We start from the raw sequence: 25,090 nt of genomic DNA on the forward strand, positions 1-25,090 counted from the left end.
TGAGCCGTTGGCAGGACTTGTCGGTCATTCTATGGTCGGGCAAAAGATGCTACCAAAAGACACCGGTTTCCGAAAGAAAGACATGACTAAGGCCTTACGGGTCGACCCTATGGACAGTGTTGCGACGCTCCTGACGGATGCAGTTGCCGGAGACACCGTCAACATAGGGGACGTCGGCGTCGTTGCGACAGCCGCGATCCCATATGGACACAAGATCGCGCTGCGCGCGGTGAAGCGCGGCGATGCCGTCATCAAATTCGGTTTTCCGATTGGCCTGGCGAGTCGGGCGATCGCGCCCGGCGATCATGTGCATAGCGACAATCTCTCCACCGCGTTGCTGGGAGAATTGGACTATAGCTATGCGCCGCCGGATGGGCGGATGCCGACACCAACTCAAGCCTCGGTCAACAGCAGCTTCATGGGCTATCGCCGGCCGGACGGACGCGTCGGCACGCGCAACGAGATCTGGGTATTGCCGACCGTTGGCTGCGTTGCGCGCACCGCCGAACGGATCGCGGCGCGCGGCAATGCGGCCCATGCTGGTAAGATCGATGGAGTCCATGCCTTCGCTCATCCGTTCGGTTGCTCACAACTGGGCGATGATCTGGCTGCGACGCGGCGTATCCTGGCCGGGCTGGCCAATAATCCCAATGCGGGCGGGGTCGTCATCGTCGGGCTGGGATGCGAATCGAACCAGATCGATGCGCTGCTTGCCGAAATCCCCGAACAGCGCCGCACGCTGGTTCGCACCCTGGTGGCGCAGCATGCCGATGACGAGGTCGAGGAAGGCGTCGCACTGGTCGCCGAGCTTGCCGCGCGGATCGTGGCGCCACGCGAGCGCTTCGGCCTCGATGCGCTCACGCTGGGCGTCAAATGCGGCGGGTCCGACGGCTTTTCGGGACTGACCGCCAATCCACTGGTCGGGCGGATGAGTGATCGTGTGACCGCCGCCGGCGGCAAGGTGATCCTGACCGAGATCCCCGAAATCTTCGGCGCCGAACAAATGCTGATGAACCGTGCCAGCGATGCGCGCGTGTTCGAGGGCATTGTGTCACTGGTCAATGGTTTCAAACGCTATTTCACCGATCATGGCGAGCCCGTGTCGGAGAACCCGTCGCCCGGCAATATTGCCGGCGGAATCACCACGCTGGAGGAGAAGTCGCTTGGCGCGGTGCAAAAGGCGGGTCGCGCGAGGGTGGTCGATGTGATCGGCTATGCCGGGCGCGCGCGGCATCCTGGACTGACCTTGCTTGAGGGCCCGGGCAATGATGCCGTTTCCTCTACCGCGCTGGCAGCGGCGGGCGCGACGGCGATCCTGTTTACCACCGGACGCGGCACACCGCTCGGCTTTCCCGTGCCGACGATCAAGATCGCCTCGAACAGTGCGCTTGCGGCGCGCAAGCCGGGCTGGATCGATTTCGACGCCGGGCGCGTGCTGACCGAAGGATTCGAGCGGGCGGAAACCGCGCTTGCCGACATGCTGTGCGCGGTCGCCTCGGGTGCGGAAACCGCCGCCGAACGCAATGGCGAGCGCGAGATCGCGATCTGGAAACGCGGCGTGACATTGTAACGCGGCTGTCGCGTGCGGCGATCGGCAGGATACCGGACGGGATCTTCTGACCGCGGGCGGCTTGCGCCGGTCGCCGCGAGCATCGTTCATTTCGGTCCGGGCGCGTTCCATCGCGAGCATTAAGCGGCCTATATTGACACCTTGCTTGATCCGCGCTGGGCATTGCGGCGGCGTCGCCGCGCAGTGCCGGTACGACCGACGCTTTAAAAGAGCGGCTCTACACGCTGGCGCCTTCGAGTGGCTGGCGAAGTGTTTTTCACACTGGCTTGTCAATGACACCGGTTTCCCATACGTACGCCGAAACGACGTATGGAAACGCGCGCAGGGGATGCCGGTGGAGAATTCGGGCCACAATTCTGACAATGGTGCGCGTATCGCCCGTTCGTTCGTTGCGGCGCGTCGAGCGGGTACCGCGCTTGCGGACTATCCGGGCGACCCGCCAGCCGCGTTGAGTGATGCCTATGCAGTGCAGGACATGGCGATCACGCTGACCGGGCGGACAATCGCCGGCTGGAAGGTTGGCCGGATCAATCCGCCTCTGGGCGGGGTCGATCGGCTGGTTGGGCCGATCTTTGCCGATCAGGTGGTCGACCATCGGCCGGAGCCGGTCGACATGCCGGTCTTCGCGCGCGGCTTCGCAGCGGCGGAGGCTGAGTTTCTGCTGCGCATCGCGAGGACGCCTGACCCAGCTAAGCTGCGCTATACGATGGATGAAGCGCGCGTGCTGATCGATGCCGTTCATATCGGGATCGAGATTGCCAGTTCACCCTTTCCCGGCATCAACGATCATGGGCCGGGCGTAACGATCTCCGATTTCGGCAACAATAATGGCCTGGTCGTGGGCGGGGCGATCCCGGAGTGGCGTGAGGCGGATCTGACCATTTGGCCGATCGAGGTATCGATCAATGGCGGCCTCGTCGGTGCGGCCACTGCCGCCGAGATGCTCGACGGCCCATTCGGCGCGGCGCGGTTCCTGTTGGAGTTGATGGCGGCGCGCGGCATCGCACTCACGCCCGGGCAATGGATTTCCAGCGGGGCCGTCACCGGCGTTCATCCCGTCGCGATCGGCGATCGGGTCGAGGCAATCTTTGATGGGCGGTTGACGGTGACATGCGCAATCAAGGTCCAATAAGGACCAGGGCACAGGAGAGAATGAGATGGCGGTAGCCGAAATGCCGGTTGTGGCGAGCGCGGCCGAGCGCGTTGGGCGGTATCGCTGGGTGATCTGCGGTCTGTTGTTCGCGGCGACCGCGATCAATTATATCGACCGGCAGATGATCGGCGTGCTCAAGCCAACGCTGCAAGCCGAATTCAAATGGACCGAGGGCGATTTTGCCACAATCGTATTCTGGTTCCAGGTTGCTTATGCGCTCGGCTATGTCAGCTTCGGCCGGGTGGTCGACAAGCTCGGCGCTCGGCTCGGCTATACCATCGCCATCATCATCTGGACGATCAGCCATATGGCGCACGGCCTGGCGGGCAGTGTCACGCAATTCGCCATGGCGCGCTTCGGCCTGGGAATCGGTGAATCAGGCAACTTTCCCGCCGGCATTCGTGCGGTGACCGACTGGTTCCCGCAACGCGAGCGGGCCTTTGCGATCGGGGTGTTCAACGCCGGCGCCAACATCGGCGCGATCATCACACCACTGCTCGTGCCGGCGCTGGTGCTGGCCTTTGACTGGCGCGTCGCTTTCTATGTCACCGGCGTGTTCGGCATCATCTGGTTGATCGCATGGTGGGCGATCTATCGCCATCCGCGCGAACATTCCCGGGTCGGTGCGGCCGAACTGGCCTGGATCGAACAAGACCCCGCCGACCCGGTCGTCGCTCTTCCCTGGTCGCGGCTACTGACGGTGCGTGAGACATGGGCCTATGCGCTGGGCAAATTCTTCATCGATCCGATCTGGTGGTTCTTCCTGTTCTGGCTGCCCGGCTATCTCTACGAACGCTATGATCTCGATCTCAAGACCTTCGGCCTGCCATTGGCGGCGATCTATCTGCTGTCCGATTTCGGCAGCATCGGCGGGGGATATATGTCGTCACGCCTGATCAAGGCCGGCCGCTCACCGAATTTCGCGCGCAAGGCGACGATGCTGCTCTGTGCGATCTGCGTCGTGCCGATCTATTTCGCCCAGAGCATCGACAATGTCTGGATGGCGGTGCTGGTCATCGGCTTGGCGACCGCGGCACATCAGGCGTTCTCCGCCAATTTGTACACACTGCCGTCGGACATTTTTCCTCGCGGCGCGGTCGGGTCGGTGGTCGGCATCGGCGGCACGATCGGTGCGATCGGCGGGATGGGCATGGCATGGTTCACTGGCCATATCCTTGATGCCACGGGCAGCTACGCCACGCTGTTCGCGATCTGCGCCAGCGCATATTTTATCGCGCTGCTGGCGGTTCATTTGCTGTCACCACGACTGGCCCGGGTAGAGGTATGAGAAGGTAGAAGGGCGCCAAGACGGGTCGACTCCGCAAGCGTCTATTCGGGAGAGTATCGTGAAGCGTTCCTACCTGATCCCGGCGGCTTTATCGGTGGCGCTGACGGCCTCGCCGGCGAGCGCGCGGGACGATGATGGCCTGTTGTTCCGCGCTTCCGCCGACACGACCCTGACGGCGGAGATCGCGCAGGGTGATCCGGTGCCGAATTTCCGCAGCGGCGTGTCCGTGGTGCCAGACGGCGCGATTGGTGGCGCGGCACGCTGGGCGGACGATGGCTATGTCGCCTGGAAGGCACCCGGTAATATCCGCGCGCAACGCGGCACATTGGCTTTCTTCTGGCGCGCCCGCACCCTGGTTGGTGAGGCGCCGTTCAACATCTTCCGCGTCAGCTTCGCCGATCATAGCAGCTGGGACATGGCGTTCCTGCGGGTGGACTGGAATGGCCATGGCTTCGACGCCTTTGTCACGGACGCGAACCTGTCGCGCGTCCGTGTGTCATACCGGATCGACGCGTTGCCCGCGCCTGGCGACTGGCACCACATCGCCGTCGCATGGGATGAGACGGTCGGCTTGCGCCTATACGTCGATGGCCGGGAAGCGGCGCGCAAGGATCAAAAGGGCGGACCTTGATAGCGGCCTTGACCAGTTCGGGCTGGCGGGTCGCGTGCTGTCGCCGCATCAGGTGCAGAGCCGGTATAATTTCATGCGCGGCAGCGACATTGATGAGCTGCGTATTTATGATTCATTGCTGCCCGCAACCGATATCGCGGCATTGGCCGACAAGCGCGAACCCGCAGCATCGCCAGGCCAGGATAGTGCCGCGGAACGGCTGGCCTGGCTGCATCGCTATGGCTGGGATCGCGCAGCGCCACCGGTGCTGGATGTACCGGTCACGCGCATCCGCAAGGTCGAATTCTCCGATGCCCGGGATCTGAAGCAATGGATGTGGAAGGGCGTGGACGGCATTGCCGAGACGACCTGGCCCGGCGTGTACAATCGATCAAGACTGCCTGGCCGCGACGATTATTTCGAGCTGCCCGATTGGAACACCTATGTCGAAGGCGGCAAGCGCTATGAGCTGAGCGTCCCGGCGAACGAACACTTCAACCGTATCGAGATACGCGGCGCGGCTTATGGCAAGCTTGACTGGACCGGAGACGGCAAGCCGGTTGTGCTGGCTACGCGGCCCCAGGGCGTGGTGCGCAGCGTGGATCAGTTCGCCGCTCGCACCGGTGGGCGGATCAGCTTCACCAATGTCATGCAGGAACAGCCGATCCAGGAGATCTGGGCTTATGACGTGACGCCGGGCGCTGTGCCCGAAGGAACAGTCTCCCTCAGCTATACCGTTCATGCTGAACTCGCGCCGAAGCTTGCGGCACTCGATTCGCTGAACGCCTATATTGCGGGGCGCTATGCGCCGGACGAGCGCAGCACGGTGCTGGCCGTACCGACCTCGGGCATCAAGGCGGCGGTCGGCGCAGGGGCTGCGGGTGCAACCGGCCCGATCGATCGGACAAGCGCCGCCTTGCCGATCGTCCATATCCTGATCCCGGCCAGCTATGGAGATGCCTATCCCGATCAGCCGATCGCGCGCGCCTGGGATTATGGCTGGCAGAATCTGCATGACGGGCTGGATGGCATCGCCATTGACCTGCCGGCGATCAGGGCGACCCCCAATGCCGCCGGGCTGATCCCGCTCAACATCCGCGTCAAGGATCCGCTCTGGCCCGGCCGCGACATGCTCGATGTGTCGGTATCGGTGCGCCCCGGCGAGGCACGCACGCTGTGGCTCGACCTGCGCGACCGGATTCTGTCGAATGACAGCCTCTATCTGACGATCGCTTCCGCCGCGCCCGATTTTGGCGCCCTGTCGCTCGATGGGGCGACGATCCGGCTCGTCTTCAAGGATCGTGCTGATGTCCTGAAGGAGCATGTCGCCGATCGCTTCAATCAGGTGAAGGACAATTGGGGCTTTCTGGTCGAGGAACATACTGCCTCCAAACGCGCGTCGCTTTATGCCCGGCTATTCGCCGATATCGGTGATCTGCTGCGCGTCGATCCCGATCATGCCGAGGCCCGACGCTATTGGGCGGACATTAATTATCGCCCGGAAAACATGCCCCCTTTTGTGCAGCCGGTGCCGCCCGCTGATGTGCCGCTCTGGGCCTTCCGGCAGCTTGAGGATCTGAAGCAGGTTCAGCATTTCGTCGAATGGTGGATCGACGAACGGCAAGTGCCCTATGGTGATTTCGGCGGCGGCATTTCGGACGATGTCGATCTGACGCAGCAATGGCCGGGGCTGGCGCTGATGGGCGTCGCACCCTACAAGATCAACGCATCGCTGCGTGCCTTGTCCGACGCGTCGTACAAGAATGGCATGCGGGTGAACGGCCTGGGCTACATCGCCACCGACGAGCTTCACGCCTACGAAGAGGGGCTGAATTCAGACGCCGAGCGGCTCTACCTCAATTGGGGTGAACCCAAATCGGTCGAGCGGCTGATGGCGACGACGCGCGCGTTGCAGAGCGTGATCCTGACCAACCCAGCCGGCCATATGCACTTCGCCAGCAACTGGTATGGCGGCCGCAAGATGTACCGCGAGGGGCCATGGGAATGGCAGAAACCCTATAGCTGGTCGGTGATGCACGGCCCTGTGCTGATGGGTCTGTACAATGGCAATCCCGCCGCACGCGGGCTGGTGACCGGGCTGGTCGATGGCTGGATGGCGCACGGGATACAGGGCGCCGATGGCGGCTGGAGCTACCCCAACGAGATCAACTGGCGCACCGATGCGACGCGGAGCGGCGATGGCGGCGGGGTGACCCTGCCGCTGCAATCGGCCTGGGCGGCGTGGCACTTTACCGGCGATGCGAAATATCTTCGTCCGATCGACGGGCGGATCGCCAAGGCCGGGCCGGGGTTGCTCGCCGAACTCAACGAAAATGGCTTTGAGACCTTGCCGAACGGTGCCGCCCTGCGCGCGCGGCTGGCCGGCCAGGCGGGGAACTCGGACGATCCCTTTGCGCGCTACGCCGCCTGGTCGGTGGACGGCGACCGCCGCTGGCTGGAGGCGCTTCATGCCGATGCGATCGCCGATAAGGCGCAGCATCGCTACATGTACACCGAAGGGCATTGGTGGTCCGACCGTGTCGATCAGCCCAATGAGATATTGCAGCGTGAACGGCTCGGCGGCATCGCGCTGCGCCGGGGCCAGATCTGGCCCGGTAACACGGTCAGCTGGCGCTTCGCGGAAGCCGGTGCGGGGACGGCGGTAGCGATCCTGCTGCCCGGCGCGACGCGTGACCGGTTCCGCGTCATTGCCTATAACACCACGCCGCGCGAGCAGCGCGCGGTGATGACCGCCTGGAACGTCACCGCCGGCCAATGGTCGATGACCGTCGCGACCAGCGCGGATGAGGGCAAGACCACCGTGCCGGCGGGCCCCGCACGATCTGTCGCACTGGAGCGCAGTACGTCGACCGATATTGTCTTCGCCGCCAATACAATGACGGTGATCGACTTCGCGCTGGTCACAGCGGCGATCCCGGTCGAGCAACGACCGGATCTGGGCATCGGGGCGGATGATGTGCAGGTCGCCGGACGCCGGGTAAGTGTCACGGTGCACAGTCTGGGGGCAGCGCCCGCACTGGGCGGCCGGATCGAGCTGATCGCGGGCGACGGAAATGTGCTGGCGAGCGCGATGGTGCCGGATCTGGCCGCGCCGCTCGATTTGTTGCCGAAGACGGCGCGCGTCATGCTCACGCTTCCTGCGGGCGTGACGGCGATAGGTGCCACGGTGCGGATTGGTTTGCCCGGCGACGCGCCCGAAACGACTCGGCTGAACAATGTCGTGGCGATTCCAGCGCAATGACGGTGCCGGTATCGCGTCGTGCGGTGATCGCTGGCGGCGGGCTTGCGGCGCTGGTTTGCGCAGTCCCGGCTTCCGCCGTCTCGACCGATGCCGATCGGCAATTGCGCGTCTTGCTCGATGGGGCAGCGGCGGGCGCGGATATATCGCGGCCATTGCAGCGCTTCGATTCCGGGGCGTTATCGCCATCGGCTCGGCTCGACCTGGTGACGGCGCGTGCCGGGCTGCGCATCGATGCCGAACTGGCGCGGCGGTTTCCCGATCCCAAAGGCGCGATGACGTCGGCGCGATATGCCTTGTTGCTCAAACGGCTGACCGGTGACGATACCGAACCGGCGCGCGCTCGGCGGCGTCTGGAGCAGGAATTGCACGCGCTACTCGCGCGGGCGAATGCGCTGCTGACGGAGCAGGGGCATCGCGACGGAACGGTCGGTGCGAGGTTCAGCGCGTTGTGGCGCGATCCGCGCTGGCTCTACCCGGATGACGATGCCGGACGCGACCGGGCGGTGGCCGATATGAACCGAGTGCTTGCGCGCGCCCGCGACGGCATCAGGCAAGCGTTCCCCGATATCCCGCCGCATTGCCTGAACGTCGCGGTGCGGCGCATGTCGCGCGCGGACGAAGCGGCGGGCCGGGGCGGCTATCGCGAACTGCCCGACGCAGGCAAGCCCGGGGCTTATATCGTCGATCTGAAGGACATAAGCCGCCGCCCGTCCTGGACGTTGCCAAGTGTCGCGCACCATGAGTTGCTGCCCGGGCATATGATCCAGTTGCCGATCGAAGCGCTGGCCGATCCGCATCCGCTACGGCTGAAATATGCAGCCGGCTTTGCCGAGGGCTGGGCGGTCCATGGCGAACGATTGGCCGCGTCCCAAGGCGCCTATGCCGGCGATGCGATGGGCGAGCTGGGGCATCTCCACTGGCTGCTGTTCCGTATCGGCCGCGCGCTGATCGACCTGCACATCCATCTGTCCGGCTGGACGATCGAGCGCGCCCGCGCACAGCTGGTCGAATGGCAGGGGGAGCCTGCCTATTTCGCGCCGTTCGATATGGATCTGAAGCGGATCGCCGCCGAACCGGCGCTGCGCGTCGCCGAGGCGCTGGCCTGGCTGACGATCGCCGATCTGGCCCGCACCGATCAGCGCGCGGTGCATCATATTGCTCTGGTGCACGGCCGAATGCGCAACGACGAACTACGCCGCGCCATGCGGCAAAAGGGAGGATGGCGATGAGCATCACGCGGCGCGAGGCGCTCAGTGTGGGGGCGGGGACGGCGTTGCTGTTGCCGGGCGCGGCCATGGCGACGACAGCATCGCCGCCTCCGACATGGCGGCGTGGCTTGGACAATCAGCGGATCGCCGATCTTGGCGACGGCCGGTTTCTCAACCCGATCGTGTCGGGCGACCGGCCCGATCCGGCCATCCTTAAGGATGGCGCGGACTATTACATGACCTTTTCGAGCTTCGATTCCTATCCCGGACTGGTCATCTGGCACTCCCGCGATCTGGTGAACTGGCGCCCGATGGGGCCTGCGCTGACGCGTAATATCGGGTCGGTCTGGGCGGTGTCGCTGGAAAAGCATGACGGGCGCTTCTTCCTTTATATCCCGACCAAAAGTGATCCCAATTCGATCTGGGTGATCCATGCCGATCGCATCGAGGGACCGTGGAGCGACCCGATCGATCTGCATCTGCCCAACCACATCGACCCGTGCCACGCGGTCGGCGAGGACGGGTCGCGCTGGCTGTTCCTGTCGGGCGGCGATCGCATCCGCCTTGCCGCCGACGGCCTGTCGACGGTCGGTGCGGTCGAGCATGTCTATGATCCGTGGCGCTATCCGTCGGACTGGGTGGTCGAGGGTTTTTCGCCCGAGGGGCCGAAGATCGTCCGGCATGGCGGCTGGTTCTATCTGATCACTGCGGTCGGCGGCACGGCGGGGCCACCGACCGGCCATATGGTGATCGCCGCGCGGTCGCGGTCGATCCATGGGCCATGGGAGAATTGCCCGGCCAACCCGTTGGTGCGCACGAAGGACGAGACCGAACGCTGGTGGTCGCGCGGTCATGCCTCGCTGATCGAAGGACCGGCGGGTGATTGGTGGGCGGTGTATCACGGCTATGAAAACGGCTTTTGGACGCTCGGGCGGCAAACCTTGCTCGACCCGGTCGAATGGACGACCGACGGCTGGTTCCGAATGACCGGCGGCGATTTGTCGCTCCCTCTGCCCAAGCCGCGCGGCGGCCGCGCCGGCCCCTCCGGCCTGGCGCTGACGGACCGGTTCGACACGCTCGCCATGGGCAGCAAATGGAGCTTTTTCCGACCCGGCCCGAACGAGACCGCGCGGGCGCGGGTCGGCGGCAATCAACTCTCGCTAAAGGCAGCGGGCACCGCGCCGTCAGATTCTTCGCCGCTGATGCTGATTGCCGGCGATCCGGCCTATCGTTTCGAATGCGACATCTCGATCGACCCCGGCACGACCGCCGGACTGATCCTGTTCTATGACGACCGGCTTTATTGCGGTCTTGGCTTCGATGCCGATCGCTTCGTCATGCACCAATATGGTATTGAGCGAGGACGCCCGGCGAATCCGCATGGCCGCGCGATGCGCCTGCGCGTGACCAATGACCGCCACATCGTCACCTTCGATACCAGCGGCGACGGCGGGCGGAGCTGGACGCGGTTCGATCGCGGCATGGAAGTATCGGGATATCACCACAATGTCCGCGGCGGTTTCCTGATGCTGCGGCCGGGCCTGTACTCGGCTGGCAAAGGCACTGCCCGGTTCGGCAATTTTACCTTCCGCGCGCTTTGATCTTGTGCGCTTCGCGAGCCGGTGACCTTTCTCGCGTCGTGCTGGTGGACACGGGTTTCATCGATGAAGACCGGCAAGCCGAAGTCGAACCCGGCTTGCGTCGCTCGTCAGATCTTCCGCGCTATAGCAACGTCGAGACGGCCCTGCTCGCGAGCGTGAAGAATTCCTTTTTTAAACGCAGCCCAAGCTTCTCCATTGTTCGCCGGACGTCGAACAGCTGGCCTCGATACCCGATCGGCCAATCACCGCACACCCCGATCAGTGTCAACTCAGGTGCCGCCGATAAGCGCTCCGATATCCAGGTCGCTTCCGCCATCAGTTTCGGGCGATGGTCTCCGCTCATCGGAAGCGCAGAATAGCCGCTCGTATGCTCTAACGCCGATACCACCCGCGCCCGCAAATCATCTGCATACGGTTTGCCCATTCATGCCGACATCCAACCCAGCCAGCATCTTGAAATTGCAAAATCTCGCCACAAAGGATCCTTTGATCCGGCTCGATCGAATTCGACTCTAATTGGGCAAAGTGTGCGGTGCGGCTCATGTTCCAGGTCGCTGGTCGACCAGACGACGTCCGGCCGACATCTGCCAATTACACCTTGTGGGCGCTTGCCGAGAATCGCCCGCCACCGGTATGCGCCAGCCGCTTGGCATACAAGGCGCCGCCGTACCCCGGTGCATGCAGTGGCTCAGCCAGCGCGAAAAGCCCAGTGTCGTCGACAATCTTTGCAAACGCGTTGCGGACCAACGGCTCCTGCAACAGCACGCCACCAGACCAGGACAGCGGAACCCGTTCCTCGGGCGGGAAGGACAGGGTAGTGCGCAAGCTGATCGCCAGTGCCGCGAGTTCATGGGCGGCCGACGCGAGAATTGCGTTGGCCCCGGTATCGCCATCGGCTGCGGCACGCGACACCAGACCCGCCAGCGCGGCGATCTCGCTGCGACCCATCGCTGCCGGCCCCATGATACGCTGACACAGGTCAAGATCATTGCCGAGTGACAGTGCCTCGACGATCCGTTGATGCAGAACGCCTTTGGGCGCACGACCGTCGCTCATGTGCGAAAATAGCGCGAGGCCCTGCACCGCGATCCAATAGGCCGAGCCTTCGTCGCCGAACACTTCGCCCCAGCCGCCCGCGCGCCCCGTTTTGCCTTGTCGTTCGCCATAGGCGATCGATCCGGTACCCGCGACGATGTTGATCCCGTCCTGGCAGCCGAGCGACCCGGCCCAGCCGCACACCATGTCGTTGCCGCACAAGTAACGCTCATGGCCAAGCAAGCTGCGGCAGGCAGCGTGAAGCTGCGGATCGATCACGCTGTCCTCGCCATAGGCAGGCAGGCCGAAAAAGACGAAGCCAAGTGCGTCGGGCTGGATGTCGAGCTGACCGCAGATCGCCGCGACGCCCTGTTCGAGCCGCGACACGGTTTCATTCATCCCGATCTCAAGATGATAGGTCGTTCCGGTCAGGGCGCGCGCCTTTATCGTGCCGGTGGCGTCGATACAGACGAACTCGGTTTTGCTGCCGCCGCCGTCTACGCCCAGAAAATATGTATGCTCGGTCATGGTTGCGCAGCGTAGATCCGAACGCCCTGTACCACGCGGTTGACGGTGCCGCTGGCATTGGGGCGGTCGGGCGTGAGACCCAGCACGAGCGAGACATGCAGGCTGAACATTTGCGCCGGTACGATGAACGGGAACAGCAGATCGGCATCGGTCGCGTCGGCCATGCCAGTGATCGTGATGTCCGCACCGTCGCCGGGCTGAGCGGAGATCACTGCCAAGGCGCCGCAATGGCCGTCGCTGCGCAGCTCCTCGATGATGTCGAGATCATAGCGGCGCGTGAGCGGATCGTTTGACACGAATACCACGGCCAGCGTGTCGGCGTTGACGATCGTCTTCGGGCCGTGACGAAAGCCCAGCGCAGTGTCGAACGCGGTGACGACCGCGCCATCGCTTAATTCCATCAGCTTGAGCGCCGCTTCGCGCGCGAGCCCCTTGAACACGCCGCTGCCGAGATAGACGACACGCTTGAACCGGCGCGTTGCCAAGCTGGCGACCAACGGCTCGCACCGCGTGAGCGCATCGTCCACTGCCGCCGCGATGGCGGACCCTCGCGCATCCAACGCATCGATGCCACCAAGGATCGCCAGCGCAGCCAGCATCATTGCGCTGAAGCTGGAGGTCATCGCGAAACCGCGGTCATGCGTTGCCTCCGGCAATATCACGACATGCGTGTTGCCGCTGCTGCGCTGCGCCAGCTCGCCGGCGGCGTTGCAGGTCAGGATCAGGTGATAGGTCTCGCAGATGGTCGCATCGACCAGGTCGACCGCGGCAAGGCTTTCCGGGCTGCTGCCGGAACGGCCGAACGAGACCAGCAATGTCGGAGCATCGGCGCGCAGGTACAGCGACGGCGTGCTGACGATATCGGTGGTGGCGATCGCCTCGACCGGGCGAACGAGCAGGCGCGACAGCCACGGCGCGAGGCATTCGCCGATGAACGCCGATGTGCCGGCACCGGTCAGCACGATGCGTAGTTCAGGCCGCGCGAGCAACGGGACAATGAACGCCTCGATCTCGGCCTGGCGGTCGCTCAGCAATGCCTGAGTGGCGCGCAGCGTTTCGGGCTGCTGGGCGATTTCGCGACGAGTCCAGGACGGATCGACGCCTTGGGTCTCAGGGGCGAGCAAAGGTTCAGGCATTGGGAAAGCAAGCTCCATGATAGGCGTCGAGCGTGGCGGCGATATGTGCCATGGTCAGGTCGGCGGGGTCGGGTGTGGCCTGGCCGGCGCGGACCGCGACATAAGCGAGCGGCAGATACTGGCTGACCAGCGCAAGCGGCGGCGGCGTCCGGCGCAGATTGGCGAACAGCTTGTCCTGCGCGGCGGCGATCGCCGCGTCGGGCCAGTAATAGCGGATGCGGTCCGACAGGCTGTATTGCAGCTGGAAATCGAGTGCTGCGCCGGTGGCGTGGTAATATTTCCGCCAATGCTTCGGCTCGGCCTGCATGCGCGACAGCGTGACGGCGCGCAGGGCGGCGCGGTAGGGAGCGGCAATCGTCTCCGCCTCGATCGCATCCAGCGCCCAGAGCGCTTCTCGGAGCGCGAAGGTGACGCCGGGGCCGACCTTCAGGATCGCATAATGATCGCGCACCAGCGCGGCGAGCGCGGCCGGTGTCTGGTAATCGGTGGAATGCGCCTCGAACACGATATGCTCGACCGGTTCGATCGCGCGGCTGAGCGCGGTGGCGCGCTCGGGGCGGTAGTCGACCACCTTGTCGTGATCGAATTCGACCCCGGGCTGCACGACCGTTGCAATCACGCGTTCCCAGGCGCGCTCCAGGCCGGATGCGCGGAACAGGTCGCGGTGCATGTCGACCGTGGCGATCGCAGCTTCGGGCGTGGTGACCGCCAGTTCCTCGAGATCCTCGGCCGCGCCGCCCGGAACGGGCACTTCGGTGCCGATCACATAGACCGGCGCGTCGGCGGCAGCGCCGTCGAACGCATCCTCGGCGGCGCGGCACAGGCGTGCCGCACGCTCGGCGATGGTCCGTTCGGGCAGCGGTACGGGATCGTCGGCGCAACTCATCGAACAATCGAGATGGATCTTGCGAAAGCCGGCGCGGACATAATCCGCGACCATCACCTCGGCCTTGTCGAGCGCCTCGGCGGCGGGCGCGGCGGTCCAGGCATTGGGGCCGAGATGGTCGCCGCCGAGCACCAGGCGATCCAGCGGGAAACCGACCCTGGCGGCGATCGCATGGACGAAATCGCGATAATCGGCGGGCACCATGCCGGTGTAACCGCCATCCTGATTCACCTGGTTGGAGGTCGCTTCGATCAAGACGATCGGCTGGCCGGTGATCATCGCGTGACGCAATGTAGCCTCGATCACCAACGGGTGCGCCGAACAGACCGACGTCACGCCAATCCGCTCGCCGGCCTTGTGCCGAAGCACCATTTCGAGAATCGCTTGCACATCGGCTCCTTCAGGCAAGACCTGTATCTCATCATAGCGGTAAAAACAACGAAACGAAATATAACGAAACTAATTTGTTTCGGCAGCTGCTTCCGGGGCCTTGGCGTCGGGTTCGATCGCCAGCAGCAGCGACGCGACGAGTGCGAGCAGGATACCGACGGTCTTGAGCGGTCCGGGCACCACGCCGAGAATGACCAGCGACAGCAGGGCGGTGGCAAGCGGCGCGCCGGCATTGGCGAGCGGTGCGACGATGATCGCCTTGCCGTAGCGAAACGCGAATACCAGAGTCAGCGCGCCGATCGCGTTGAGCAGCTGGATCAGCGCGGCGAGCCATGGGCCGTCCAGCCCCCAGTTGATCGGTCGACCGAAGTCGGTCATCGCCCAGGCGACCGGGATCAGCACCAGCCCGGACAGCATCATATAGACGAAGATGCTTTCGCCCGACATGACATGGTTGGCGGCCTTCATGAAATAGGCCTGCACGCCCCAGCACAGCATCACGACCATCGCCGGGATGAGCCATGCCGCCGAGGCGCCGCCGCCGCTGCCCGGTGCGAAGTCGAACGTCGGCAGCGCGAGCAGCGCAAGCAGGATGCCGAACGCGCCCAGCCGCCCGGTTCGCTCGCGCATCAGCACGAACGACAGGGCGATGGTGACGATCGGCGACAGCGAGATGATCGGGAAGATGAGATAGGCCGGCCCGCGCGCGACGGCGTAGAACAGCACCATCTGTCCACCGGCGCCGAGCAAGCCGATCGCCAGGCCATAACCGATCGCGCGCGGCGACGTGTCGAGCCGCCAGCCGGCCAGTCCCAATACCACCAGCGCGGGCGGAATCATGGTCAACGCCCAGACGCAATAGACCAGGGTGTCGGGAAAGCCATGCTGTGGCGACAGGCCGGAAAAGGCGCCCCATACGCCCCACAGAATGACGGTGACCAGCGCATTGATCAGCCAGGCGCGGCCAGAAGGCGCGACCGCTCCGCTCATGCCTTTTCTCCCGGTGCAGGCGTTGCCTGCACCAGCAGGAAGCGCTGGAATTTGGCGCGAATGCTGTTGTTTGTCGCGGTGGCCGCGCCGAGTGGACTGCCGGTAAAGCTGTCAGTCAACGTGTAGCGTCCGGCACCGAGGCCGCGCAGGGTGAGCGGGCCATCCCATGTGTCGGCATAAAAGGCGTAATGCAGCGCGCCATCGCGTTCGATCGCATGCGCCTCCGGCTTGTCGAAGCCGATGTCATAGAGCCCGCCGAGATAGCGACCCTTGGGCAGCATGTTGGTGCGGTACAGATCGATCCATTTGCGCCACAGCCCCTCCTTCTCCGCGGTCAACACAAAGCCGCCGGGCGGCAGCGGTTCGGCCGGATTGGCCACATCCTTCGGCCAGGTGAATTTGGTCGAGGGGATCGCGCCGATCCCGTAAGTGGAGGCGAAGTCGTCGCGCCCGTCGCTCAGCTCGACATGGTCGCCGGAAAACGGCGCGGACGGACCCATCAACGCCTTGAAGGTCTTGCCTTTCAGCCGGACCTGCCAGGACGAGGTGGGGTCGGACGCCGGCGTATTGTTCATCGCCGGGATATTGTGGAAAGCGAAGCTGTCGCCGCACGGGCAGAGCTCGATCACCGCCTGTGGGTTGATCGCCATCGCCTCGTCATAGATCGCCTTCCAGAAATCCTGCAGCTTCTCGAACGATTCCTCGGGTCGGGCATGGTTGTGCGCGGGGTTGTAGCACGGCGCGACGCCGTTCAGATGCTGCCCGTCGAGCTTCAGCCCCTCGAACCCCCAGTCGCCGATGATGCGGCGAACCTGTGCGCGGAAGAACTCGATCGTTGGCGGATAGGCCGGGCACATGGTGAAGGCGCTCCACCAGCTGACATTCTGCGCCGCGCCGTCGCGATCGAGGATCAGCATGTCGGCATGGTCGCGCAGGATATCGGTGCCGGGATCGATCGCCAGCGGCGCGAACCACAGGCGCGGGCGCATGCCGTCGGCCTTGATGCGGTCGGCGAACGCCTTCATGTCGGCATCGCCGCGCGGGAATTTCTTGCGATCGAGCTTCCAGTCGCCCTCGGACGTCTGCCAGCCATCGTCGAGCACGGCCCATTCGAAGCCCAGCTCCTTCGCCTTGGGCAGCGTACCGTACACCTGTTCGGGGGTGAAATTACGCTCATAGCCCCAGGCGCACCAGATCGGGCCATAGCTTGATTCGGGGATGGCCGGCGCGGCGAGACCGCGCTCGGCCATGATGCGGCGATAGGCATCGAGTGGGCGGAAATGATCGCCGACATGCGTCATCAGGAAAGCGGTCGGCAGAGTCAGCGTCGCGCCGGGCGCGAGCAAGTTCGGCTCGTCGCCCGACAGGCCGACACGCGCTCCGTCCGGCTGTGCGGCGACCGGCAGTGAGACCAGCCGTGGTACCGTTTCGATATGACCGATCGCCAGGCCCACATCGCGGCGCCACACCACGGCGACCGGCGTGCCGCCGCCATAATCGGAGCCGTTCATGCCCATAAAGTTGCGCTGCTCGAATCCTGGCGCGACCTTTTGCACCCAGTCGCGGCGATCGGGATAGGAAGCGCCGGCGAAGCTCCATGCGCCAGCCGGGTGGCTCAGCAGGTCATGCGTCGCGACGCGCCAGCCGGCGATCGCCAGCGGGGCGGTGCCGGTGTTGCGATAGCGTAGCTCGTACAAGGCGAGACCGGGATAATGATCAAGGAAGGTGATATCGAGCAGCTGTTCCACCGCGCCGCTGGACGTAGCGCGCAACTGGTGCCGGCGACCCGGACCATGCGGCCCCGACACGGCCGTCTCCTTGTGGTCGAGCAGCAGGAAACGATCGAGCGCGCGATGATCGGCGAGGAACAATGCCTCGCCAGCCGCCATCGGCGTCACCGGCTTGCCGCCGTGCGACACGCGGGATTGCATCGCGGCATCGAACTCGATTGTCAGTGTGCCATCGGAAAGCTTCACGCCCGCCGGCGCCGCAGCCCAGGCGCGGGCATTCAGCGTCGGCCCGACGACGAGGGCCGCGCCGGCCATCAGGCGGCTGAGCATCGCACGGCGATCAACAAGGTTGGACAGCATGGCGATAGGCTCTCCTGATATCGGCCGAGGGGCAAACGAACGGCCACAGAAGAAAGATGTTGCACGAACCGCAGGGGCGGCGCAAACCATATTCGCAATTTAATGGATCGTTTTGTTTCGTTTCGTTTGTTTCAGAGAGGCTAAAGATGCGTTCACTGAAGACCATCATGTTGCTGGCAACGTCCGCGCTGCTGATCGGCGCTGCCGCGCCGGCGCCGGGTTACAGCGAGGCGGATTTCGCGCGGGTCGCCAAGTTTGACGCGCACGTCCATGCCAATGTCAACGATCCGCGTTTCCTGGACGTGGCGCGGCGCGATGGGTTTGATCTGCTGTCGATCAACGTCGACTATCCCGATTTTCCGCCGTTGCCGTTGCAGGCGACGGTCGCGCATCAGATGCAGGCGATCGACGCCAACCGCTTCCGCTTCGCTACTACGCTTTCCATGCAGGGCTTCGGTACGCCAGGCTGGACCGAGCGCACGAACCGCGCATTGGACGACGCGTTTGCCCGCGGTGCGGTGGCGGTGAAGGTGTGGAAAAATATCGGCATGGTCGCCACCGATGCGCAGGGGAAACGCGTCTTCCTTGACGATCCGCGTTTCGACGGGGTGATGGCGCATCTTGAGCAGCGCGGCGTGCCGCTGATCGCGCACCAGGCTGAACCGAAGAATTGCTGGTTGCCGCTCGACCAGATGACGACCGAGAACGACCGCTCCTATTTCAAGGAGCATCCCGAATATTACATGTACCTCCATCCCGAAGAGCCGAGCTACGAGGCGCTGATGGCGGCGCGCGACCGGTTCGTCGCCCGCCATCCCAAACTCGCCTTTGACGGCGCGCATATGGCAAGCCTTGAATGGAGTGTGGACGAACTGGCGCGATTCTTCGATCGCTATCCCAACACGGTGGTGGATCTCGCGGCACGAATGTCCAACCTGCAGGTTCAGTCCAATGCCGATATCGCCAAGGTGCGCGCCTTCTTCGTCAAATATCAGGATCGTATCCTGTACGGCACCGACCTGACGGACAGTCCGCCCGATCCGGCCGCACGCGCGCAGAATCCGCCCGCCACCGGCAATTTCGCAAAAGAGGCCGACCAGGTCTGGCGCGCGGACTGGCGTTATCTGGCGACTCCGCTCGGCCAGCGGGTCGATGCGATCAATGCCGATGCCCAGGGCCTGAACCTACCCCGTGCGGTGATCGACAAGATCTATTGGAAGAATGCCCGGCGTTTTTTCAAACTGGGCGGGGCTTCTTCAAGCTGAAGGCCTGACGCTCAGGCGATGTGAAGGCGGAAACCCAGCCGGTCGGCCGCTGCCTGCATGCCCGCATCGGCGGCATCGGTGACGAGATCGTCGATCTCGGCCACGTTCATGATGCGGTGCAGGCAGACGCGACCGAACTTGGACTGATCGGTCACTGCAATCACTTGCCCCGCCGCCTTGACCATCTTTCGGTTAAGTACCGCTTCGGGCTCGAAATGGGTGGTGATGCCGCGCTCGATATCGAATCCGTCCACGCCCAGGAACAGCTTGTCGACATGCAGATCGTCGAATGCACTCTCGGTCTGCGCGCCGTAAAAGGCGCGATTGCGCCGCCGCAGCGCGCCGCCCAGCATCACGACGTTGATCCGCTCCTTTCCCGCCAGCGCACATAGAATATCCAGATCGTTGGTCAGCACGGTGACGTCGTCGATATCGGTCAAGTGCAACGCGATCTGCAGCGCGGTAGTGCCCGAATCGAGCACGATCGAATCGCCCGGCATCACCATCGCGGCTGCCAGCGCGCCGATCCGCGCCTTTTCATCGACATTGATCGCGCGTTTGGCCTCCACTGGTGGTTCGGCCGCGACGTTGACAGCGTCAGTCGCGATCGCTCCGCCATAGGATCGCTCGGCGATGCCGCGTTTCGCCAGGTAATGCAGGTCCTTGCGGATCGTTTGCATCGATACGCCGAAGCGCTCTGCGAGTGGCACTACCTGTACGCTGCCGCGCTCACGCACCAATGCAGTGATCTGCTGTCTTCGGCCGCTGGTGTCGCGAGTAACGGACATATAGGCTCCTCCTGTTGCGTATTTGCATATCAGCCTAAAATCGCTCGCACAACAAACCGACAAGTTTCGTTTCTTTTCTGTTTGACAGTTTCGCTACGATCGCGATACCAAACCGCAATAAATCGCACGAACCCCTTTGAAATGGAGATCGTGCAGCGGTTAGGGGAATAAAAATGACGCAGCGACGCATTTTGCGGGATTTGGTGCTCACCGGAGGCAGCGTCGCAGCGTTGCTGGCCGCGTCCACTGCGGTAGCGCAAACCGACGCCGCCAAGCCATCGACCGCCGAAACGGATCCCGCGGCGGTGCTGGCCGATCCGGCCCAACAGTCCGGCGATACCGATGCGTCGGACAATAGCGTCGGCCCGGACATCATCGTGCGCGGCGTCCGTGGCAGCTTGTTGCGTTCGATCCAGGCGAAGCGCAACGCCGACACGATCGTCGATGCCATTTCCGCCGAGGAACTCGGCAAGTTTCCCAACCGCAACGTCGCCGAAGCGCTGGCCAACATTCCCGGTGTGACCGTCGGCCGCGATGGTCGCGGCGAGGGGCGCTCGATCACGGTGCGCGGGCTTGGTGAAAACTTCGCCATCACCACGCTGAACGGGCGGATCCTACCGACTGACGGCACCGATCGTTCGTTTGCGTTCGACGTGCTGCCGTCGGAGATCATTTCCGGCGCGGAAGTGCAGAAGGCCGTGCGCTCCTCGGAACTGGAGGGCAGCATCGGCGGCAACATCAATCTGCGCACTGCGCGACCGCTCGACCATACCGGGCTGCACGCCTCCGCTTCGGTGGAAGGCCAGTATAATGATTTCGTTGAGAAGGGCGGCTACAAGATCACCGGGGTAGTGAGCAAGACCTTTGCCAACGACACGATGGGTGTGATCGTGGGCGCGAGCTACAACAAGTACAAGTTCCGCACGGACAATCTTGGCGAATATTCGATCACCGACGGGACGGAAGCCGCCTATGGCGTCGATTTCAACCGCGACGGTCAGGTCAATGCCGACCCCAATGGTCCGGCCTATATCTGGCCCGATTATTACAGCGTCGGCACCGTGCAGGGCGAGCGTGAGCGGATCGGCGCAGCGGGCGCGTTCCAGTGGAAACCATCCAGCAATTTCGAGCTGACGGTCGACGGCATTTACAGCCGGTATAAGGTCACGCAGCACAATTATCGCTCGTCGAACTATCTCAACCCGCTGGGTGATGACGGGTCGCTGCGCTGGGATCCGGCGTCGATCAAGGTCGATTCCAACAACGTCGTCACTGGCTTCAAGGTCAACGACCTGGTCAGCGAAGTGCTGACCACCGACGAGCCGCGCAACAGTCAAACCTATCAGTTCGGCGGCCATATCGACTGGCAGCCGACCGCTCGGCTGAAGGTTGCGATCGACGGCTATTACGGCAAGGCGCGTGACGACACCGGTGGGCAGAACCGTTTCGTCGTGGCCGGCATTCCGGGTGCGTCCGCGGTCTTCGCCGCGCGTGACGGTGGCATCCCGGATCTCTCCATCACTATTCCCGGCGGGCGCACGCTCGACCAGGCGACCAATGACGATTTCCGCGCGCATTACATCGGCATCCAGGGCCAGAATATCGAGGATCGCACGCAAGGCGCGAAACTCGACCTGACCTATGAAGTCGATAACGATACTTTCAAGTCGATCACCTTCGGCGGCGCCTGGACCGATCGCCGCAAGGCGGTGGAGACGATAGACAACCAATATACCACGTCGTGCAATTATTGCGGCTATCCCTTCACCTTCGGTCAGCTGGGTGCGTCGGTGGTACGGCCGGGTAACGGCAACATCCTGCCCAAGCTGCCGGGCAACTTCCCGCGCAACTTCCCTTATTTCGACATCGATACCTATCTCGCGGCGCTGCCCCGTGCGGACAATAACCCGGCGATCCTCGATCCCAATAGCTGCCTTGATGCGACCGGCACGCCGATCCCGGGCTGCGCATTGTCCCCTTATCCCGCCGGCTTCTCGACCCAGATTATCCAGCCTGACCTTCCCGCCTCATATCTGATCAAGGAACGGACCTGGGCGGGCTATGTGCAGTTCAACCTGGCCGGGCCGCGCTGGCGCGGCGACATCGGCCTGCGCCTGGTGTCGACCAAAGTCTCTTCGACCGGCTATGGCGCCAGCATCGCCAGCATTATCCCGCGCGTCGGCACGCAGGACAATGACGTGAACTTCAACCCGGTCGATGCGATCAATGGCGGCGGTGATTATCTGCGCCTCCTCCCGGCGGTCAATTTCGCCTATGACATCACGGATGGGTTCCGCGTCCGGCTCGCCGCGTCGAAGGCGATCTCGCGGCCGAGCTTCGGTGAGCTGTCACCGGCCAAGGACGCGACTTCGGCGCAGTCCGGCACGTTCATCATCTATGATGCGGGCAATCCCAATCTGAAGCCGACCAGCGCCGACCAGTTCGACGTATCGTTAGAATATTATCCTTCGAACCGGCTCGCGCTGACCGCGGCCGCCTTTTACAAGCACATCACCAATTTCGTCTCGACCGTGCCAGTCGATGTCGTGATCAAGCCCACGGCGCAGCCCGCCAACCAGCAACAGGCTTTCAACTTCGTCGAATATCAGGTGATCAACGGTGATAGCGCCAAGGTCTACGGCCTGGAGGTCGGCGGCCAATATTTCCTCGACAACGGTTTCGGTGTGCAGGCGAACCTGACCTACAACCATTCGCGCGCGACCTCTGGCGCTGTGACGACCGGCCTGCCCGGCGCGATCCCCTTCTCGGCCAATACCAAGCTGTTCTACGAGAAGCACGGCATCGGCGCACAGATCTCGTACAGCTATCAGTCGCGTTACACCTATGCGCAGTCGGGCAATCTCGGATATCTGCCGGTCAAGGAAAACGCCTATCACGAAATGTCGGCCAGCCTGTCCTATGACCTGACCGACAATTTCTCGATCTATGCGCAGGGCTCCAACCTGCTCGGTTCGGCGATCAAGCGTTTCAATACCTATGAGAATGTGCCGAACTTCTACGAATATTCGGGCCGTTCCTTCTTCTTCGGTATCCGTACCCGCTTGTGAGGCAGGTCGGTTGGGCCGGCCAATGAGCGGCGTACCCATCGATCGGCGCGCCTTCCTGGCGGCGGGGGCCGTCGCCGGGGCCGGCCTGGCTGCTGTGCCCGCCTCCGCCGGGCACATACCGGAACATGTCTGGGGCGGGTTCGATTGGGGTAGCGGTCTGCCGGTGCCGGACCGGCTCTATCAGGGGCCGTTCCCGCAATATGGCACCGGCGCCGTCGTGCCGGGCAGTGAAGTCGTGATGGTCACCAGCCCGTCGCGCGATATCATCGCCAATCGCGGCATGGGCCTCACCGTCTATATTTCCGGCGATACCGGCCCGCCGCGCATTCCCGGCGAGGCGCTGGGAAAATCCATCGAGGATCTGATCCGCCTGCCCTTTGTGCAGAAAGTCTATCTTCGCCCCAATTGGCGCGAGGTGCAGCAGCGCCCGGGCCGGCTCGACCTGCCGGACTGGTGGCAGATCACCTTCGATCTAGCGCGGCGCTATGGCAAGCAGGTCGGTTTCCGCATCATGCTGGAAAACCCGGATTTCGCCGAGCCGGGGATGCCGGCATTCCTGATCGACAAGGTGCCGTCGGTTCGCCTGAAAGGCAGCTGGAAGGGCGACCGGAACCAGACGCGCTACAACAAGCACCATGCGCTGCCACGCTACGATCACCCGGCCTATCTCGCCGCGTTCGAGGAACTGAACGGGTTGCTGGCGGCCGAGCTGAACGGCAGCGCTGATGTCGAATATATGGACACGATGATGTACGGCTTCTGGGGCGAGGGCCATAGCTGGCCGTTCGAGGGGCATGTGTTTCCCAGCGACCTTGTCGCCGAGCAGACCTGGCGGCGGATGCTCGACATTCAGCTCGCCGCGTGGAGCAAGACGCCGCTCGTCACCAACACTCAGCCCGACTTCAACCATGTCGGTAACGCCGATATGCTCGACCGCACGGTGCGCAGCGGCAACTGGATCCGCAGCGACACGATCTTCATCGAGAACACGCAGATCGAGGCATTGAGCAACCGCCCGTCCTGGACCGCAGCGATCAGCGAAGTCGGAATGACCACCGGCGCGCCTGCCGAGCTCGGGTTGGTCGACGGCGTGACGCAGAACGAGCGGATCATCGATCACGTCCTGGCGGTCGGCGCCAATTACTGGTCGGTGTGGAATTGGCACAACGAAGCAGCCGCGAATGTGCTGAGCTATTACGATCGTTTTCCTGCACCGATCGACGAGGCTGCACGACGCATCGGCTATCGCGTCTATCCCTCCTTCATCTGGGCGTTCGAGCGTGACGGCCAGGCCGGGCTGGTGATCGGACTCGCCAATGCCGGCGTCGCCGCCCCTCCGGGGGTGGTGCGCCTGACCGTGCAGGACGGGCAAGGCCGCGATTTGACGGGCGGCTGCGTGGATGCCGGGTATCCGCATCCGACCGGCATTCACCAGGCGATGTTGATGCTCCCGCGCGGCTATGGCTGGGAAGGTCTTCGCCTCAAGGCAGAGCTGGAGGTCAAGGGTGCACGTCACCCGTTGCGATGGGCGTGCCGGCAGCAGCTCAACGCGGATTCATCGCTCACGCTGAAGCGGAATATCAGGCCATGATACTGGCCGGACGGTGGGTGGAAGCGTCTACATCAAGTGTAATCAAACGCGCGCCGTGACCCTGCGCGCAGCTGCAGCAATCGCCGTTCGTCGCGCATTTCGCGGCTGATCGGTTCAGTCGCTCTCCCAAGTAAGAACGGCAGCCGACCGTCAGCCGGCAAGCCGCCACCTTACGATCATCTGGGCGGTGGCATGTTCGAGCAACCCCTCAACCCCCGCTGGCCTTTGATGCCGGCAACAGGGAAATTCGGCACTTCCGGTAACCCAGCAATCAATCGCATGGATTGCTCAACGGGATTCACGTCAATGCCGTACTATCAGGAATCGCGATGTCGTACCTGTTAACTTATTGCTATATCACGATAGTGTCTCTCAGGCCTCGCGCAGAGATATGTTACGATAGGTGTAACATATCTCTCGTCGCCTTCCCGCCCTCCGGTGGCCGGTGATGATTCAACCATCACGCAGGATCGGGCAGGTCACACCTTGCTGGGCTGATACCGGCGCGCTCTTTCTTAGTGTCGAGAACAGGATTGGCGCAGCACCGCCGATGTAAGGGCCTCGCCTATGGCCCGAAACCCGGCATCACAAGCCACGACACATCAGCCCTTCTCCTTCAGGAAAGAGCTGA

The 25,090-nt window shown here is 63.6% G+C and carries 17 protein-coding genes; 10 read left to right on the plus strand and 7 right to left on the minus strand.

Annotated features, from left to right (window positions below):
• Positions 1 to 82 precede the first annotated feature (82 nt).
• The 7 genes from H3Z74_RS23380 to H3Z74_RS23405 all read left to right on the plus strand — a co-directional run bounded on the left by H3Z74_RS23380 (position 83) and on the right by H3Z74_RS23405 (position 10,692).
• Positions 83 to 1,570: a UxaA family hydrolase gene (locus H3Z74_RS23380; protein WP_187761847.1), complete on the plus strand. Its 1,488-nt coding sequence runs from the start codon at positions 83 to 85 to the stop codon at positions 1,568 to 1,570.
• A 334-nt stretch (positions 1,571 to 1,904) separates the two neighbouring features.
• Positions 1,905 to 2,702: a 2-keto-4-pentenoate hydratase gene (locus tag H3Z74_RS23385; RefSeq protein WP_229726765.1), complete on the plus strand. Its 798-nt coding sequence runs from the start codon at positions 1,905 to 1,907 to the stop codon at positions 2,700 to 2,702.
• A gap of 25 nt (positions 2,703 to 2,727) precedes the next feature.
• Entirely contained in the window at positions 2,728 to 4,011 is a 1,284-nt protein-coding gene (locus tag H3Z74_RS23390) for an MFS transporter (protein ID WP_229726766.1), read from the plus strand.
• 58 nt (positions 4,012 to 4,069) lie between these two features.
• The gene (locus H3Z74_RS24800) at positions 4,070 to 4,642 is read left to right on the plus strand and encodes a LamG-like jellyroll fold domain-containing protein (protein WP_326838796.1); all 573 of its coding nucleotides are present in this window, start codon (positions 4,070 to 4,072) and stop codon (positions 4,640 to 4,642) included.
• On the plus strand, positions 4,599 to 7,883 hold the full coding sequence (locus H3Z74_RS23395) for a LamG domain-containing protein (protein WP_326838797.1): 3,285 nt from the start codon (positions 4,599 to 4,601) through the stop codon (positions 7,881 to 7,883). The genes H3Z74_RS24800 and H3Z74_RS23395 overlap by 44 nt, the downstream gene beginning before the upstream one ends.
• Positions 7,880 to 9,112: a DUF885 family protein gene (locus H3Z74_RS23400; RefSeq protein ID WP_187761849.1), complete on the plus strand. Its 1,233-nt coding sequence runs from the start codon at positions 7,880 to 7,882 to the stop codon at positions 9,110 to 9,112. The genes H3Z74_RS23395 and H3Z74_RS23400 overlap by 4 nt, the downstream gene beginning before the upstream one ends.
• Complete coding sequence (locus H3Z74_RS23405) at positions 9,109 to 10,692, plus strand: family 43 glycosylhydrolase (protein WP_187761850.1); 1,584 nt, start codon at positions 9,109 to 9,111, stop codon at positions 10,690 to 10,692. The genes H3Z74_RS23400 and H3Z74_RS23405 overlap by 4 nt, the downstream gene beginning before the upstream one ends.
• A gap of 121 nt (positions 10,693 to 10,813) precedes the next feature.
• Here H3Z74_RS23405 and H3Z74_RS23410 read toward each other — a convergent pair whose 3' ends face one another.
• The 6 genes from H3Z74_RS23410 to H3Z74_RS23435 all read right to left on the minus strand — a co-directional run bounded on the left by H3Z74_RS23410 (position 10,814) and on the right by H3Z74_RS23435 (position 17,747).
• Positions 10,814 to 11,116, minus strand: coding sequence for a hypothetical protein (locus H3Z74_RS23410; protein ID WP_187761851.1), 303 nt, complete (start codon positions 11,114 to 11,116; stop codon positions 10,814 to 10,816).
• Between the two features lie 167 nt (positions 11,117 to 11,283).
• Positions 11,284 to 12,255 (minus strand): N-acetylglucosamine kinase, encoded by a 972-nt coding sequence (locus tag H3Z74_RS23415; RefSeq protein WP_187761852.1) that lies wholly within the window; start codon positions 12,253 to 12,255, stop codon positions 11,284 to 11,286.
• Positions 12,252 to 13,391 carry an SIS domain-containing protein gene (locus tag H3Z74_RS23420; protein WP_187761853.1) on the minus strand — a complete coding sequence of 380 codons (1,140 nt, stop codon included), beginning with the start codon at positions 13,389 to 13,391 and terminating at the stop codon, positions 12,252 to 12,254. The genes H3Z74_RS23415 and H3Z74_RS23420 overlap by 4 nt, the downstream gene beginning before the upstream one ends.
• A complete protein-coding gene (locus H3Z74_RS23425; RefSeq protein WP_187761854.1) occupies positions 13,384 to 14,667 on the minus strand; it encodes a D-tagatose-bisphosphate aldolase, class II, non-catalytic subunit in 1,284 nt (427 codons plus the stop codon). Before H3Z74_RS23425 ends, H3Z74_RS23420 begins: the two co-directional genes overlap by 8 nt.
• Before the next feature lie 69 nt (positions 14,668 to 14,736).
• Entirely contained in the window at positions 14,737 to 15,657 is a 921-nt protein-coding gene (locus tag H3Z74_RS23430; protein WP_187761855.1) for a DMT family transporter, read from the minus strand.
• A complete protein-coding gene (locus tag H3Z74_RS23435) occupies positions 15,654 to 17,747 on the minus strand; it encodes a glycoside hydrolase family 36 protein (protein ID WP_187761856.1) in 2,094 nt (697 codons plus the stop codon). Before H3Z74_RS23435 ends, H3Z74_RS23430 begins: the two co-directional genes overlap by 4 nt.
• 146 nt (positions 17,748 to 17,893) lie before the next feature.
• On the opposite strand from H3Z74_RS23435, the gene H3Z74_RS23440 reads away from it, so the two are divergent.
• Positions 17,894 to 19,012, plus strand: a complete 1,119-nt coding sequence (locus tag H3Z74_RS23440; protein WP_187761857.1) for an amidohydrolase family protein — start codon at positions 17,894 to 17,896, stop codon at positions 19,010 to 19,012.
• Between the two features lie 11 nt (positions 19,013 to 19,023).
• Here the strand turns inward: H3Z74_RS23440 and agaR are convergent, their stop codons facing one another.
• Positions 19,024 to 19,800 carry a transcriptional repressor AgaR gene (agaR, locus tag H3Z74_RS23445; protein WP_187761858.1) on the minus strand — a complete coding sequence of 259 codons (777 nt, stop codon included), beginning with the start codon at positions 19,798 to 19,800 and terminating at the stop codon, positions 19,024 to 19,026.
• Positions 19,801 to 19,973: 173 nt separating this feature from the next.
• Here agaR and H3Z74_RS23450 point away from each other — a divergent pair, with 173 nt between their 5' ends.
• Positions 19,974 to 22,868 carry a TonB-dependent receptor gene (locus H3Z74_RS23450; protein WP_187761859.1) on the plus strand — a complete coding sequence of 965 codons (2,895 nt, stop codon included), beginning with the start codon at positions 19,974 to 19,976 and terminating at the stop codon, positions 22,866 to 22,868.
• Positions 22,869 to 22,890: 22 nt separating this feature from the next.
• Complete coding sequence (locus H3Z74_RS23455) at positions 22,891 to 24,459, plus strand: hypothetical protein (RefSeq protein WP_229726767.1); 1,569 nt, start codon at positions 22,891 to 22,893, stop codon at positions 24,457 to 24,459.
• Positions 24,460 to 25,090 lie beyond the last annotated feature (631 nt).

This window comes from Sphingomonas alpina (genome assembly GCF_014490665.1).
GTDB classification, from domain to species: Bacteria; Pseudomonadota; Alphaproteobacteria; order Sphingomonadales; family Sphingomonadaceae; genus Sphingomonas; species Sphingomonas alpina.